Source organism: Streptomyces sp. NPDC058985, from assembly GCF_042740985.1.
Taxonomy (GTDB): domain Bacteria; phylum Actinomycetota; class Actinomycetes; order Streptomycetales; family Streptomycetaceae; genus Streptomyces.
Genome location: NZ_JBHYJX010000019.1, coordinates 113051 through 128739 on the forward strand (window position 1 = coordinate 113051; position 15689 = coordinate 128739).

The window sequence follows — 15689 nt, forward strand, 5'->3', positions numbered from 1 at the left end:
GTCAGCGCAGCGCGGGCCGCTCCAGGGTCAGGGTGCCCGCGTCCGCGTCGAGTTCCGCCGCTACGCCGAAGGGGACGGTCAGCGCCCCCTCGCAGTGCCCGAACCCGAAGTCCTCGACGACCGGGACGCCGAGGCCGCCGAGCCGGTCGGCCAGCAGGGGTCGCAGCCGCTCGTACGGCTCGCACTCCTGCCAGGAGCCCAGCAGCACCCCGCCGACCCCGTCCAGCCAGCCCGCGCGGAGCAGCTGGGTGAGGTAGCGGTCGAGGCGGTACGTCTCCTCCCCCACGTCCTCCAGGCACAGCAGCCCGCCGCGCGCGGAGGGCCGGGCGTGCGGGCTGCCCAGTTCGGCGGCGAGCAGGGCGAGGCAGCCGCCGAGGGTGACGCCCCGCGCCCGGCCGGGGACCATCGGGGAACCGCCGGACGCGATCACCCGGACGGTGTCGGGAGCGAACAGGCTGGCTCTCAGGTGCTCCTGCGCCCGCGCGTTCTTGATGAAGTCGACCCCCGCGGCCATCGGACCGTGCAGGGTGACCAGCCCGAGGCGGGTCGCGAACGCCTCGTGCAGGGCGGTGATGTCGCTGAAGCCGACGAACACCTTCGGCCCGGCCGCGCGCATCGCCTCCCAGTCGAGCAGGTCGGCCATGCGCTGGACGCCGTACCCGCCGCGGGCGCACAGCACGGCGTCCACGGACGGGTCGCACCAGGCGGCCTGGAGATCGGCGGCCCGGTCGGTGTCGGTGCCCGCGAGGTAGTCGAAGGTGCCGTGGCGGTCCAGGACGTGCGGTGCCACGACCGGGTCGAGGTCCCAGCCGCGCAGCACGTCCAGGCCCGCCTGGAGCCGTTCCTCGGGCACCGGCCCGCTGGGCGCGACGACGGCCACCCGGGCGCCGGGGGCGAGCCGGTCCGGCCGGGTCGGTTCCACCGCGCCGTTCACCGGGTCAGCTCCAGGGTGGGGATGCCCTGCGGGTCCAGCCCGAAGACCTGGGCGTAGAGGGAGAGTTCGGCCTCCAGGGCGCGCACCATGGTCTCCGCACGGCGGAAGCCGTGCCCCTCGCCCTCGAAGGTGAGGTAGGCGTGCGGCACTCCGCGTCCGGCCATGCGGGCGAGGAACCGCTCGCACTGCACGGGCGGGCAGATCACGTCGTCCAGGCCCTGGAGCAGCAGGAACGGGGCGGTGACGCGGTCGGCGTGCTCGGCGGGCGACCGTTCGGCGTACCGGCCGGGCACCTCGGCGTACGGGCCGATCAGGCTCTCCAGGTACTGGGACTCGAAGTCGTGGGTCTCGCCCCTGCCCCAGCCGGTCAGGTCGAGGATCGGGTAGATGACCGTGCCGCAGGCGTAGACGTCGGTGGTGGCCAGGGAGGCCGCGGAGGTCCAGCCGCCCGCGCTGCCGCCGCGCACCGCGAGCCGCCGCCGGTCCGCGGTGCCCTCCTCCGCGAGGGCGAGGGCGACGGCCGCGCAGTCCTCGACGTCGACCACGCCCCACTGCTCGCGCAGCCGGTTGCGGTACTCCCGGCCGTGGCCGCTGGAGCCGCCGTAGTTGACCTCGGCGACGCCGATGCCGCGGGAGGTGAAGTAGGCGATCTCCAGGTCGAGGACGAGCGGGGAGCGCGTGGTGGGGCCGCCGTGCGCCCAGATGACGTACGGCGGCAGCGTGCCCTCCGGCGCGCAGCAGCCCGGGTGGTGCGGCGGGTAGAGGTGCGCGTGGATGTCGCGGCCGTCCGGGCCCGTGAAGGTGCGGATCTCGGGCCGCGGGTAGTACGCCGGGTCCACGACGTCCTCGTGGGGCGAGCCGATCACGCGGGCGCGGCCGGTGCGGGCGTCCAGCTCGACGACCTCGTAGCCGCTGTGCGGGCCGGCCCCGACGCCCGCGACGCGCTCGCCGAGCGCGGCCAGGGCGGGCGCGAACTCGGTCCAGGGGCCGGCCGCGTCGACGACCTCGCCGGTCTCCGGGTCGAGTATCCCGAGGACGGCGGCGCCTCGGCCGTGCAGGACGGCGATCAGTCCGCTGTCCAGGGGCGCGAACCAGCGCTGGCCGAGCTTCCACAGCGGCCCGCCGAACTCCTCGTCGCGGGGGCACAGCGGCGATCCGTCGCGGTAGAGGTTCCACCAGCCGGTGCGGTCGGAGGCGTACAGGAGGGCTCCGTCCGGGGCCCAGTCCACCTGGGTGACCGACTCCTCGGGGCCGCCGGCGGCGGTGCGGGCGTCCCGGAAGGTGCCGTCGGTGGCGATGTCGGCGACGATCAGCTCGGTGCCGTCCCAGGGCATGCGCGGGTGGTCCCAGGCGAGCCAGGCGGCGCGCCGCCCGTCGGGCGAGACGCGGGGTCCGGTGACGAAGCGGTGGCGTGCGCCGGTGAGTTCGCGGAGCCGGTCCCGGTCGTCGGCCGCCGAACCGTCCAGCGGCACCGCGACCGGGAGGCGGCGCACGTCGGTGGGCCCGTCACCGGTGAACTCCTCCAGGACGCACCACACCTCGCCGCGCTCGGGGCGCACCTGCGGCTCGACCCAGCGCAGGCCGCCGCCGACCCGGGAGACGGGCGTCAGCGGACGGGGCTCGCCGCCGCCCGGCCGAAAGGCGTACAGCCGCTGGTCGGCGAAGTTCACGAAGACCACCAGCGGACCGGCGTCGGTGGTGACCGCGGCCCACGGCCGGCCGCCGTACTCGATGACGCGGCTGCGCACGTTCCACGGCGGGGGCAGCACCGGCTCCTCGGTGCCGTCGGGGTGCCGCCGCACCAGCGTGCGCCGCCCGCCCTCGGTGGGCCGGGGCGCGGTCCACCACACCTCGTCGCCGACGAAGCCCACGTCGTCGGGGCGCCCGTCGTGCGCGGCGGCGAGCGCCGCGTCGATGGGCGAGGGCCATGCCCCGTACGCAAGAGTCCGCACTGACTCCCCCACTTCCTTCTTCTTGAGCCGCCCGGTCGAAGGGCGTCAGGCCGTGCGCAGGAACCGGTCCAGGACCCGGACGCCGAAGTGCAGCGCCTCGACGGGGACGCGCTCGTCCACGCCGTGGAAGAGGGCCTGGTAGTCGAAGCCCTCGGGCAGCTTCAGCGGCGCGAAGCCGTAGCCGGTGATGCCGAGCCGCGAGAACTGCTTGGCGTCCGTGCCGCCGGACATGCAGTACGGCACCACATGCCCCTCCGGCGCGAACTCCTCGACGGCGGCGCGCATCCGGGCGTACGTCGGCGAGTCCACCGGCGCCTGGAGGGCGACCTCGCGGTGGGCGAACTCCCAGTCCACGTGCGGCCCGGTGAGCCGGTCGAGGGTGGCGCGGAACTCGTCCTCGCCGCCGGGCAGGAACCGCCCGTCGACGTGCGCGACGGCCTCGCCCGGGATGACGTTCAGCTTGTACCCGGCGTCCAGCATGGTCGGGTTGCTGCTGTTGCGGACGGTGGCCTCGACGAGCTTGGCTGCGGGCCCCAGCTTGTCCAGCAGCGCGTCGACGTCGCTCAGGTCGTCCTCGATGCCGTAGACGGCGGCGATCTCGGTCAGGGCGGCGCGCACGGTGGGGGTCAGCCGCAGCGGCCACTCGTGGCCGCCGATGCGGGCGACGGCGGCGGCGAGCCGGGTGACCGCGTTGTCCCGGTTCACCTTGGAGCCGTGCCCGGCGCGTCCGCGGGCCGTGAGCTTCAGCCAGCCGGTGCCCCGCTCGCCGGCGGCGATGGGATAGAACTGCCGCCCCGCCCCGTCGTGGAACGTGAACGCCCCGGACTCGCTGACGCCCTCGGTGCAGCCCTCGAAGAGCGGGGCGTGTTGGTCGGCGAGGAAGCCGGAGCCGTCCTCGGCGCTGGCCTCCTCGTCCGCGGTGAAGGCGAGCACGAGGTCGCGCCGCGGCCGCACCCCCGCGCGGGCCCAGCCGCGCACGACGGCGAGGATCATCGCGTCCATGTTCTTCATGTCCACGGCGCCACGCCCCCAGACGACGCCGTCGCGGATCTCGCCGGAGAAGGGGTGCACGCTCCAGTCGGCGGCCTCGGCGGGCACCACGTCCAGGTGACCGTGGACGAGCAGCGCGTCGGCCGACGGGTCGGTGCCCTCGATGCGGGCCACGACGTTGGTGCGGCCCTTGGTGCGCTCCAGCAGCGTGGGCTCTAGCCCGGCCTCGGCGAGCCGCGCGGCGGCGTACTCGGCGGCCGGCCGTTCCTGGCAGTCGCCGCCGCCCCGGTTGGTGGTGTCGATCCGGATCAGCTCGGAGGTGAACCGGACCACCTCGTCCAGTGCCTCCGCGTCCGTCCCCGTGTGCTCAGCCATACTGCTCCTCCACCGCCGCCGAGACGATCGTGGTGACCGCCTTGAAGGTCCTGATCGTCTCGAACATGGTGTCGTGGGTGTACGCCACCTTCCGCTCCCCCACCTGCGCCACACCCGGCACCACGGTCGCGGCCGCCGCCAGGTGCTCGGCGTCGAACTCCAGGGCGACGGTGAACGGCCCGCCGCGCACCGGCTCGTAGCGCACCGCGAGCGCCGTCGCCTCCTTGGCGGCCGCGCGGATGTCGGCGGCGGTCCTGGCGGGCGTACGGCACACGGCCGCGTACCGCGACACATGGTCCTTGACCGCGACCTTCCGCGCCTCGGGCGCGTAGCCCAGCGCGTCCTCGCAGGCCAGGTCGTCCCCGGTGACCAGCACGACCGGCACCCCGTACTCGGCGACGACGTGCGCGTTGAGCAGACCCTCACTGGCCCGGACGTCGTTCAGCCAGACGCCCGTGATCTGGTTGGCGAGGTAGGTGTGCGCGAGGACGCCCTCCATGCCGGCGCCCGCGTGGTACCCGATGAACGCGATGCCGTCCACGTCCCCGTGCTGGACGCCCTCGACCATGGACAGCGTCTTGTGCCGCCCGGTGAGCATCTCGGTCCGCTCGTCGAGCCGCTCCAGGAGCAGGTTGCGCATGCTCCAGTGCGCCTCGTTGACCAGCACCTCGTCGGCCCCGCCGTCGAGGAACCCGAGCACGGCCGCGTTCACGTCGGAGGTGAACATCGGCCGGCAGCGCTCCCACTGCGGCGTCCCCGGCAGCACGTCGGCCGGCCAGGTGACGCCGGTGGCGCCTTCCATGTCGGCGCTGATGAGGATCTTCATGCGGAGGACGCTACATGCCGCTGAATATGCTGGCCAGGGGCCACACGGCAGCCACTGGTCCATACCACTCGGGCGGCCGCTTCCCGCCGTCTCGCGATCGGACGGCCGGGTCGGGAACAGCCGGGCCGACCCTCGCGGTTGCACCCGGCGGAGAGACCGGGGCGCCGCGCACCGGAACGAGACGTACTCACGCAGGAGGACTGCTTCATGACCGACCGGCCCCTGACGCTCATGGCCGTGCACGCCCACCCCGACGACGAGGCCACCGGAACGGGCGGAATCCTCGCGCGGTACGCGGCCGAGGGCATCCGCACGGTTCTGGTGACCTGTACCGACGGCGGTTGCGGTGACGGGCCGGGAGGTGTCAAGCCCGGCGACGCGGGGCACGATCCGGCGGCCGTCGCCCGGATGCGCCGTCAGGAACTCGAGGCCAGCTGTGCGGCCCTCAAGATCAGCGATCTGGAGACGCTGGACTACGCCGACTCGGGCATGATGGGCTGGCCGAGCAACGACGCTCCCGGCTCCTTCTGGCGGACACCGGTGGAGGAGGGCGCCGCCCGGCTCGCGGAACTCATGCTGCACTACCGGCCCGACGTGGTCGTCACCTACGACGAGAACGGCTTCTACGGCCACCCCGACCACATCCAGGCGCACCGCATCACCATGGCGGCGCTGGAGAAGACCGGGCTGACTCCGAAGGTGTACTGGACGACGATGCCCCATTCGACGATGCGGCGCTTCGGCGAGCTCATGAGCGAGCACCAGGAGGGCATGCCGGAGCCGGACCCCGCCGAGGCCGCCGAGATGGCCGAGATCGGTCTGCCGGACGACGAGGTCACCACGTGGGTGGACACGACCGCGTTCAGTGACCAGAAGTTCGACGCGCTGGCCGCGCACGCCAGCCAGGGCGAGAACATCTTCTTCCTCAGGATGGGCAAGGAGACGTTCGGCGAGCTGATGGGCACGGAGACCTTCGTACGCGTGCGGGACACGACCGGCTCGGCCCTCCCGGAGAACGACCTCTTCGCCGGACTGCGCTGACCCGGCCTCCCGGCCACCGCCAAACCCGCTACACCGCCCGGGCTCCCGCCACCACCCACGTGGAAGGCAGCTCGACGCGGGCGCCGTCCGCCGTGTACTCCGTGGTGATCAGGGGGAGTTCGCCGGTCGCCAGGACGGTCAGGCCGGCCGTGCGCAGGTGCTCCGGTACCGCCTCGTCGGGGACCGCGCCGGGGGTGAGGCCGTGGCGGAGGACGGGGGCGAGCTTGGCGGGCGGGCCGTCGGGGCCCTGGGCCAGGTCCGCGAGGACGGTGCGGGCCGCCTGCACGGGCTCCACCAGGAAGGCGCGGCCGCGGGCGCCGAGGAGGGCGGCGAGGGCGTCGGCGAGGGGCTGCCGGTCGTCGGGCTCGCACTGGTGCAGCACGCCGCGCACGTAGAGGTTGGCGTCGCCCAGCTCGGCGTGGAGCGTCTCCGCCTCGGCCTTGTCGGCGGCGTCCAGCTGCCGGTACGTCGCCCGGCCCTCGGGGTCGGCGCGGCGGGCGTGGTCGAGGGCGGCGGCGGAGAGGTCGGCGCCGACGACGTGCCCGAAGCGTTCCGCGAAGTAGCGGGTCTGGGTGCCGTTGCCGCAGCCGAGGTCGATCAGCGGCAGGGCGGGGTCGGTCAGGTGGGGCTCGAAGTGGGCGAGGTGGCGGCCTGCCGTCAGCACCGGCTCCGCGTCCCAGAACACCGCCCCCTGGCTCCCGGGTGCCTCGTTCCAGAAGCTCTCCCAGGCTGCCCGGTACCGACTCGTCACGCTCATGCCCGTCTCCCCAGGTGCGACGACGTACGGCCCGTCGAGAGCGACGGGTCCGTACGGTGTATCGCGCTCCGCGCACGGCCACAAGCGTCCGGCGCATTCCTTCACCGGACGTGCGAACTCCGTCGATCAGCGGCGGGGCAGTGTGAGTTCGAACCAGACCGTCTTGCCGGACCTCGTGCGGCTCGCGCCCCACTCGCGAGCCAGGGCACTGACGACGCGCAGGCCCCGCCCCGTCTCGTCGTCCGGCCCCGCGGTCCTCAGCGCCGGCAGTTCGTGGTCGTCGTCGTCCACCTCGCACAGCAGCGTGTCCGCCCGCACCAGGCGCAGTTCGACGGGGCGGGCGTGGGAGTGCCGTACGGCGTTGGTGACGAGTTCGCTGACCATCAGCCCGGCGGCGTCGGCCTGCTTCGGCAGGCCCCAGTCGTGGAGCTGCTCACGGACCGCGGCCCGGGCCCGCCGGACCTCGGAGGGGTCGCGGGCGAGGCGCCACTCGGCGACCGCGTCGGGCCCGATCCCATTGAGCCGCGTCATCAGCAGGGCGACGTCGTCCTTGCGGCCGCCGCGGGTGCCCAGCGCGCGGATGATGGTGTCGCAGGCGTCGTCCATGGACGCGGCGGGGTGGGCGGCGGACTCGCACAGGGTGGCGAGGCCGACGCCGATGTCCTCGCCCCGCATCTCCACCAGTCCGTCGGTGCACATCACCAGCCGGTCGCCGGGCGCCACCGGCACCCGTACCGACTCGAAGGGCACCCCTCCGACGCCGATCGGCGCCCCGGTGGGCAGCTCGATCAGCTCGCTGGCGCCGTCCTCGGCGCGGACCAGCACCGGCGGGATGTGCCCGGCGTTGGCCAGGTGGAGTTCCCCGGCGATGGGGTCGTAGACGGCGTACAGGCAGGTCGCGAGGTGGGTGTCGCCGAGCCGTTGGGCGAGGTCGTCGAGGTGGCGCAGCAGTTGGGCGGGCGGCAGGTCGAGACCGGCCATGGTCTGGACGGCGGTGCGCAACTGACCCATCGTCGCCGCTGAGTTGAGACCGTGTCCCATGACGTCGCCGACGACGAGGGCGGTACGGGCGCCGGGCAGCTTGACCGAGTCGAACCAGTCGCCGCCGACGCGGCCGAGGAGGGTGCCGGGCAGGTAGCGGGTGGCGATGTCGCAGCCGGCCATGCGCTCGGGGATGTGCGGCAGCATGCTGTCCTGGAGCGTCTCGGCGACGTTCTCCTGGTACGTGTACATGCGCGCGTTGTCGAGCACGAGCCCCGCGCGGGCGGCGAGTTCGGCGCCGGTGACCCGGTCCATGTCGTTGAAGACGGCCCGCTCCGGGTGCCGGAGCAGGATCATGAAGCCGAGGACGACCTGGCGTGCCTTCAGCGGCACCAGCAGCATCGAGCGGCCCGTGATGAGCGGCCGGATGTCCCGCTTCTCGAACTGCGAGGCGATGGCGTGGCCCATCTCCTCGGTGATGCGCGGCACCAGGACCGGTTCGCCGCTGGTCATGCACTGGAAGAAGGGGGTGTGCGCCGGGAACGGCATGGCCTCGCCGACCGGTACGACGTCGTCCCAGCGGCCGGGTTCGTCGGTGTGCTCCAGGGCGACCCGGTGCCACATCGTCGTCGTGTCCGGCACGCCGTCGGGGAAGCCCTCGCCGGCGACGACCTGTTCGCGCAGATAGGTGCCGGCGACGTCGGTGAAGCGTGGCACGACCGCCCTGCTGACCTCGACGATGGTCCGCGAGAGGTCGAGCGAGGTGCCGATCGCGCCGCTGACCTCGTTGAGGAACTCCAGGCGTTCGCGGACGGCGGCGTACTCCAGGTCCTCCGCCTCGTCGCGCAGGTCGTCCGGCACCGGTTCGCCAGCGGCCAGGGCCCGGGCTGCCCGCTCGCGGCGCGCCCTGCGTTCGGCCCGCCGGGGCACGCCCCAGTCGGGGGTGACCGGCACCCGGTCGTTCTGGCTGAACTCCAGGACCGGATAGCCCAGTTCGAGGACCTGCGCGACGATGCGGGCGCTTTCGCCGACGCTCATGCTGGGCAGGATCTCGGGGAGGCGGCGGGCGAGTTCCTCGGCGCCGGGGAAGTCGGTGTGCAGCGCGAAAGCGGGCGCGATCCGCTCCACCGTGGCCGCGGGGGCGTCGCCGTCGCCGTAGTCCCGCCGCAGCCCGTCCGCGTCGGCGGCGAGCACCAGCAGTCGCTCCGGGCCCGGCCCCACCAGGGGGTACGCCCACCAGAGGACGTCGACACGCCGGTCGGCGGGCACGGTCAGCCGGGCGCGGCCCGCCGCCGGGTAGGACAGCCGCCCGTCGAGGGAGGACTCCAGGCCGGGCCCGAGGCCGTCGTAGTCGGCGTAGGTGCCGTAGGCCGGGTCGTCGTCGGTACCGGCCTCGGGAAGTACGCCGGAGACGGGCAGCAGGTCGGGGGCGGGCCGCCCGATCGCCTCCTCCTTGGGCAGGCCGAACAGCCGCCGTGCGCCGCGGCTCCAGTGGGAGACCAGTCCGTCGCGGGCCACCACGACGACGGCAAGTGGGACACGGCCGGTCACGGGATCGGGCGGCACTGCGCCGCGTCCGGCCGGGCGGCCGGGATGTGTGTCCCGCTCGGTGCCATGGTCCATGGCGTCAGGCCCTCTCTGCCCACGGCTCCGCAAGATCTGTGTCGCCGTCACCACCGTACGGCGGTGCCCGGTGACCATGTGCGGCAACGGGGGAATTGGTGGCGCGCGGACGCACCGGCGCGCGCGCCCGCGCGCCGGTGGCCGTCTCAGTCCTCGTGTCCGAGCTGCAGGTCGCGCTCCGTACGGCCGCCGCCGGCCACCTGGAGGACGGTGGCGACCGGCGGGTATCCGGCGGCGATGACGGTGTACTCGCCGGACGACAGGTCGACGAACCGGAAGGTGCCGTCGGGGCCCGTGGTCAGGGTGTCGACGACGTTGCCCGCCGCGTCGAGCAGCGTCACGCGCGCGTCCTCCACCGCCCGTCCGCCACTGGCCCGCACGGTGCCGCGCAGCACGGCGCCGCCGGCCAGCTCGACGTCCTGGCGGGTCTCGCGGGCGGCTTGGACGCTGACGGGCAGCGCGGCCGGGCGGAAGGCGGGGGCGCTGGCGGCGAGGGTGTACTCGCCGGCCACCAGATCGGTGATGACGTAGCCGCCCTCGCGTCCGCTGCGGGTGGTGGCGACGACCTCGCCGTGGACGTTGGTGAGGGTGACGATCGCGTCGCGCACCGGGCTGCCGTCGGCGGTGAACACGCCGCCGGCCAGGCGGCCGGCGCCGCCGAGGACCACGTCCAGGTCGACCGGGCGTTCGCCGACGGTCACGGAGACCGCCTGCGGCTGGTGGCCGCCGGCCGCGGCGATCAGGACGTACGCCCCGGAGCCGGGCGTGGCGAGGGCGTAGCGTCCGTCGTCGCCGCTGGCGCCCCGGCCGATCTGCTGTCCGCCGACGTCGATGAGGGTGAGCGCCGCGCGGGGCACGACGGTGCCGTCGGGGTGCTGCACGGTGCCGCAGACGGGGATGCCGCCGGCGTGCTGCGATCGGGCTTGGGGGACCTGGACGGTCGGCTGCGCGGTCTCCGGGTCGGTGACGGGGGCGTGGTGGGACACCAGTGGTTTCTCCTTGAGGAAGAGGGCGATGAGCAGTCCGAGGACGAGCACCGGCACCAGGTAGAGGAAGATCCGCGGCATGGCGTCGGCGTACGCCCCGATGTAGGCGTCGCGCAGCGCCGGGGGCAGGGAGTGGACGAGCTGGGGGGTGATGGCCTCGGCCTCGGGCAGTCCGGCGCCCGCCTCGGCGGGGACCCGGTCGGCCAGGGCGTCGGTGAGCCGGTCGGCGAAGAGGGTGCCGAAGACGGCGGCGCCGACGCTGCCGCCGATCTGCCGGAAGTAGTTGTTGGCGCTGGTGGCGGTGCCGAGGTCGGCGGGGCGCACGGAGTTCTGCACGGCGAGGACCAGCACGGGCATCACCATGCCGATGCCGGCGCCGAGGACGGCCATCCAGACGCTGTAGTGCAGCCGGGGGGTGTCGGCGTCGAGGCGGGAGAGCAGCCACATGCCGACGACGGACAGGGCGCTGCCGAGGATCGGGTGGGAGCGGTAGTGCCCGGTGCGGCTGATGAGCTGTCCGGAGACGATCGAGGCGACGACGATGCCGCCCATCATGGGCAGCATCAGCAGGCCGGACTCGGTGGCGCTGGCGCCGTCGACCATCTGCAGGAAGGTCGGCAGGTAGCTGGCGGCGCCGAACAGGGCGACGCCGATGACGAGGCCGACCAGGGCGGTGACGTTGAAGACGGAGTCCCGGAACAGCCGCAGCGGGATGAGCGGTTCGGGCGCGAAGCGCTCGGCGACCAGGAAGAGGAGGGTGGACCCGGCCGCTCCGGCGGCGAGTCCGAGGATGACCTCCGAGCCCCACGCGTACTCGGTGCCGCCCCAGCTGGTGAGCAGGACCAGGCAGGTGGAGGCGGCGGCGAGGAGCAGGGCGCCGAGGATGTCGAGGCGCGGCTTGACCCGTGGTCTGGGCAGCTTCAGGACGACGGCGACGACGGCCATGGTGACCAGGCCGAAGGGCACGTTGATGTAGAAGCACCAGCGCCAGGAGAGGTGGTCGGTGAAGTAGCCGCCGAGCAGCGGGCCGGCGACCGAGGCGAGTCCGAAGGCGGCGCCGATCAGGCCCATGAAGCGGCCGCGCTCGCGGGGCGGGACGATGTCCGCGATGATCGCCTGCACGCCGATCATCAGGCCGCCCGCGCCGACGCCCTGGATCGCGCGGAAGGCGATCAGCTGGTCCATGGTCTGGGCGCGGCCGGCCAGTGCGGAGCCGACGACGAAGACCAGGATGGCGAACTGGAAGACGCCCTTGCGTCCGAAGAGGTCGCCGAGCTTGCCGTAGATCGGCAGGCCGACGGTCGAGGTGAGCAGGTAGGCGGTGATCGCCCAGGACATCTTGTCCAGGCCGTGCAGCTCGCCGACGATCTTCGGCAGCGCCGTGGCGACGATCATCTGCTCCAGCGCGGCGAGCAGCAGCGCGAGCATGAGTCCGACGAAGACCAGACGCACCCGGCGAGGGCTCAGTGCGGCCCCCGGCTCCGGGCCGGGAGTGGGTGGCTGGGGAGGCGCCTGGGGTGCGGTGACCGGTTCGTCCTGCACCAGAGTGATCCCGCCCACGTCCCGCTCCCCTCGTCACACCTGCTCAGAATTGCCGCCTGAGGCGACAACTGCGAACAAGTGCGACGAGTTACGGAAAAGCGGCCGGTTCGACCGGAGATCACTCGAACCGGTGAGACGGCCAACGACCGCCTGCGGCTTGCCGTTTGGCCGCTTGCGGACGGCCTGCCGGGACTAGTTCTTCTCGACCTCGGCGGCGAGCCTGGTGAGCATCGCGTCGTAGATCCGGGCGAGCCCCTTGGGCGCGAAGGTCTTCTCGAAGAAGCCGCCGACGCCGCCGGCGCCCTGCCAGGTGGTGACGACCACGACCCGGGACTTGCCCTCGCCCGCGGGGGTGACCCGCCAGGTGGTGACCATGGAGGAGTTGCGGTCCTTCTCGACCAGCTCGCCGTCGGTCGGCTCGGTGACCTCCAGCAGGCAGTCGCGGACGCGCTTGCTGGTGGCCTGGAGCTTCCAGTGCACGAGGGTGCCCTCGCCGTCGCCGCCCTCCCGGACCTCGTACTCGCTGAAGTGCTCGGGGAGCAGCTTCTCGCGGCTGCCGCTGTAGTCGGCGAGGGTGTCGAACACCGTCTCCGCGTCCGCCGCGACGATCCGCTCCGTCTCCGCCTCGACCTGCGCCATCGGGTTCCTCCAGGGCCTGGTTCTCGGGGTCGGGGCAAGCCAACCACCCCGCCGCCCGGCCACCAAATCGGGGGGCGTGAAGCGGCCCCGCGCGACTGGGCCGCACGATCAAGGGAACAGGTGTTCTATTGTGTGGGCCAGTGCTACCGAGGAGGCGTCCATGCGCTGGGAGAACCTCACCGACTCCGACCACGCCCGAGCGGCCGGCCCCGCGCTGTTCGGGGCGGACGCGGTGACCGTCCGCACCTTCGACACGCCCGAGTTCCGCGGCGTCACCTTCCACGAGGTCCGGGCCCGCTCGATCCTCAACCGCGTGCCGGGGGCCTCGCGCATGCCGTTCGAGTGGACCGTGAACCCCTACCGGGGCTGCACGCACGCGTGCGTCTACTGTTTCGCGAGGAAGACGCACAGCTACCTGGACCTCGACACCGGACTCGGCTTCGACTCGCAGATCGTCGTCAAGGTCAACGCGCCCGAGCTGCTCCGCCGTCAGCTGGCCTCGCGCCGCTGGCAGGGCGAGCACGTCGCGATGGGCACCAACGTCGACTGCTATCAGCGCGCCGAGGGCCGCTACCGGCTGATGCCCGGCATCATCGAGGCGCTCACCGAGCGGGCGAACCCCTTCTCGATCCTGACCAAGGGCACCCTGATCCTGCGCGACCTGGACCTGCTGACGCGCGCGGCGCGGGTGACGGACGTGGGGATCTCGGTCTCGGTCGGCTTCACCGACGCGGAGCTGTGGCGCACCGTGGAGCCGGGCACGCCCGCACCGGAACGCCGGCTGGAGGTCGTGCGGACCCTCGGCGAGCACGGCATCCGCTGCGGCGTCCTGATGGCGCCGGTGATTCCCTTCCTGGGCGACGAACCGGCCCAACTGCGCGCGACCGTGCGGGCGATCGCCGCCGCCGGGGCGACCTCGGTGACGCCCCTGGTGCTGCATCTGCGGCCGGGCGCCAGGGAGTGGTTCATGGCCTGGCTCGCCCGGCACCACCCGCACCTGGTGCGCCGGTACGAGCGGCTGTACGCGGAGGGTGCCTACGCCCCGAAGTGGTACCAGCGCCGGATCACGCGCCAGGTGCACGATCTGGCCCGCGAGTACGGCATCGGGCCCACGCGCGGGGGGATGCCGCGGCGGATCGCGGAGCCCGGGCCCGCACGGCCCGCCGAGGCCGCCGCCACAGTGCCGACCCAGCTTTCGCTCATCTAGGAGCGCGCAAGAGCATTAGAGGGCATCTTCCGGCCCAATTGGGTCAAGTATGAGCAGAATACGTTCCTCCAGGGGCGCTCCCCGGGACGATGCGGCGAGGACCGCGACCCGCGCGGACCGCAGCCCCGTCGCCGGAGGACGCCATGAGACAACGCGCAGCCGTGCTGTGCGGCGCCGCAGTCATCGCCGCCGGAAGTGTCACGGCCGTCCCCGCCGAGGCGAACGCGCCGCACTCCGCCGACACCCCGGCCGCCGCGTCCGCCGCGAAGCTCCAGTGGAAGAAGTGCGCCACGGAGGACTACCCGACGCTCCAGTGCGCGTCCCTCGAAGTGCCGCTCGACCATGCGCGCCCGCGCGGCAGGCAGATCACGCTCGCGCTGTCCCGCGTCCCGCACACCGCCGCGACGTACCAGGGCCCTCTGCTGGTCAATCCCGGCGGTCCCGGCGGCAGCGGGCTGACGCTCGCCGGGTTCGTGGCGTCCTCGCTGCCGGAGAAGGTCGCCGCGCAGTACGACGTCATCGGCTTCGACCCGCGCGGAGTGGGGAAGAGCAGCCCCGCCCTGAACTGCCGGCCCGGCCACTTCGACCCCGTGCGCCCCGACTCGCTGCCCGACACGCCCGACGTCGAGCGGGCCAACCTCGCCCGCGCGGAGGCGTTCGCCGAGGCGTGCGGCGACAAGTACGCGGACGTGCTGCCGTACATCGACACCGATAGTGCCGCCCGGGACGTGGACGCGATCCGCGCGGCGCTCGGCGCGGAGCGGGTCAACTACTTCGGCTACTCCTACGGCACCTATCTGGGCGCCGTCTACGCCAAGCTCTTCCCCGCGCGCGTGCGGCGCCTGGTCCTGGACTCCGTCGTCGGCCCGGACGACGTCTGGTACGACGCGAACCTCAACCAGGACCTCGCCTTCAACGACCGCCACCGGGCGTTCCTGGCGTGGATCGCCGAGCACGACACCGCGTACGGGATGGGCACCGACCCGGAGCGGATCGAGCGGCGGTGGTACGCCATGCGGACGGCGCTGGCGAAAAAGCCCGCGGGCGGGCGGGTCGGCGCGTCGGAGCTGGAGGACACCTTCATCCCCGGCGGCTACTACAACGGCTACTGGCCCTATCTGGCGGAGGCCTTCGCCGCCTACGCGAAGTCCGGGGACACGGACCCGCTGGTCGAGGTGTACGAGAACTTCGGGGCCCTGGACGCCTCGGGCGAGAACGGCTACAGCGTCTACACCGCCGTGCAGTGCCGCGACGCGGCCTGGCCGCGCGACTGGGACGAATGGCGCGGCGACAACTGGCGCCTGTACGAGAAGGCGCCGTTCATGGTCTGGAACAACGCCTGGTACAACGCGCCGTGCGCGTCCTGGCCCACGGGCGTGCGACGACCGGTGGACGTCGCCAACAGCGAACTGCCGCCCGCGCTGCTGTTCCAGGCGACCGGCGACGCGGCCACCCCGTACGAGGGCGCGGTCACCGCGCAGCGCCTGCTGCGCGGCTCCGCCCTCGTCGTCGAGGAGGGCGGCGGCAACCACGGCATCACGCTGAGCGGCAACTCCTGCCTGGACAAGCACCTGGCCGCGTACCTGACCGACGGCACCGTGCCACGCGGCACGGGTGAGGCGGACGCGGGTGGGCCGGACGCCGTGTGCGCGGCCCTTCCCCAGCCCGAGCCGCTGGAGTCCAAGGCGGCTTCGACGTCCGCCCGCGGCTCGACGCTGCACAGGCTGCTCGGCTTCCGCCGCTAGTCTTCCGAGTCAGGAATTCCGTTCAGATGTGTAGGGTTGCTTGGTGGCACGTACTGGGCGGCCGAAGGCCGAGTTGATCCTGTCGGATGAG

Annotated in this window: 11 protein-coding genes; 3 read left to right on the forward strand and 8 right to left on the reverse strand. The window is 73.2% G+C overall.

From position 1 onward, the window contains the following. Position 1 precedes the first annotated feature (1 nt). From ACFW01_RS19010 to ACFW01_RS19025, 4 genes are read right to left on the reverse strand one after another with little or no spacing between them, the layout of a single operon-like run. Entirely contained in the window at positions 2-934 is a 933-nt protein-coding gene (locus ACFW01_RS19010; protein ID WP_234956745.1) for an LD-carboxypeptidase, read from the reverse strand. Further along, positions 931-2898: a prolyl oligopeptidase family serine peptidase gene (locus tag ACFW01_RS19015; RefSeq protein ID WP_384504799.1), complete on the reverse strand. Its 1968-nt coding sequence runs from the start codon at positions 2896-2898 to the stop codon at positions 931-933. The genes ACFW01_RS19010 and ACFW01_RS19015 overlap by 4 nt, the downstream gene beginning before the upstream one ends. Before the next feature lie 33 nt (positions 2899-2931). Beyond that, positions 2932-4251 (reverse strand): M20/M25/M40 family metallo-hydrolase, encoded by a 1320-nt coding sequence (locus tag ACFW01_RS19020; RefSeq protein WP_384504802.1) that lies wholly within the window; start codon positions 4249-4251, stop codon positions 2932-2934. Then, positions 4244-5077 (reverse strand): M55 family metallopeptidase, encoded by an 834-nt coding sequence (locus ACFW01_RS19025; RefSeq protein ID WP_384504805.1) that lies wholly within the window; start codon positions 5075-5077, stop codon positions 4244-4246. The genes ACFW01_RS19020 and ACFW01_RS19025 overlap by 8 nt, the downstream gene beginning before the upstream one ends. Positions 5078-5284: 207 nt before the next feature. Here ACFW01_RS19025 and ACFW01_RS19030 point away from each other — a divergent pair, with 207 nt between their 5' ends. Further along, positions 5285-6118, forward strand: coding sequence for a PIG-L family deacetylase (locus ACFW01_RS19030; RefSeq protein ID WP_384504808.1), 834 nt, complete (start codon positions 5285-5287; stop codon positions 6116-6118). Between the two features lie 28 nt (positions 6119-6146). On the opposite strand, the gene ACFW01_RS19035 is transcribed toward ACFW01_RS19030, so the two are convergent. The 4 genes from ACFW01_RS19035 to ACFW01_RS19050 all read right to left on the reverse strand — a co-directional run bounded on the left by ACFW01_RS19035 (position 6147) and on the right by ACFW01_RS19050 (position 12646). After that, complete coding sequence (locus ACFW01_RS19035) at positions 6147-6875, reverse strand: class I SAM-dependent methyltransferase (protein WP_384504811.1); 729 nt, start codon at positions 6873-6875, stop codon at positions 6147-6149. A gap of 126 nt (positions 6876-7001) precedes the next feature. Next, the gene (locus ACFW01_RS19040) at positions 7002-9479 is read right to left on the reverse strand and encodes a SpoIIE family protein phosphatase (RefSeq protein ID WP_234956739.1); all 2478 of its coding nucleotides are present in this window, start codon (positions 9477-9479) and stop codon (positions 7002-7004) included. A 146-nt stretch (positions 9480-9625) separates the two neighbouring features. After that, positions 9626-12025, reverse strand: coding sequence for an MFS transporter (locus ACFW01_RS19045; protein WP_234956738.1), 2400 nt, complete (start codon positions 12023-12025; stop codon positions 9626-9628). 174 nt (positions 12026-12199) lie between these two features. Then, the gene (locus tag ACFW01_RS19050) at positions 12200-12646 is read right to left on the reverse strand and encodes an SRPBCC family protein (RefSeq protein ID WP_234956737.1); all 447 of its coding nucleotides are present in this window, start codon (positions 12644-12646) and stop codon (positions 12200-12202) included. Between the two features lie 160 nt (positions 12647-12806). Here ACFW01_RS19050 and ACFW01_RS19055 point away from each other — a divergent pair, with 160 nt between their 5' ends. Continuing rightward, complete coding sequence (locus ACFW01_RS19055) at positions 12807-13853, forward strand: Rv2578c family radical SAM protein (protein ID WP_384504815.1); 1047 nt, start codon at positions 12807-12809, stop codon at positions 13851-13853. 143 nt (positions 13854-13996) lie between these two features. Then, positions 13997-15598 (forward strand): alpha/beta hydrolase, encoded by a 1602-nt coding sequence (locus ACFW01_RS19060; protein WP_384504818.1) that lies wholly within the window; start codon positions 13997-13999, stop codon positions 15596-15598. The last annotated feature ends 91 nt before the right edge of the window (positions 15599-15689 follow it).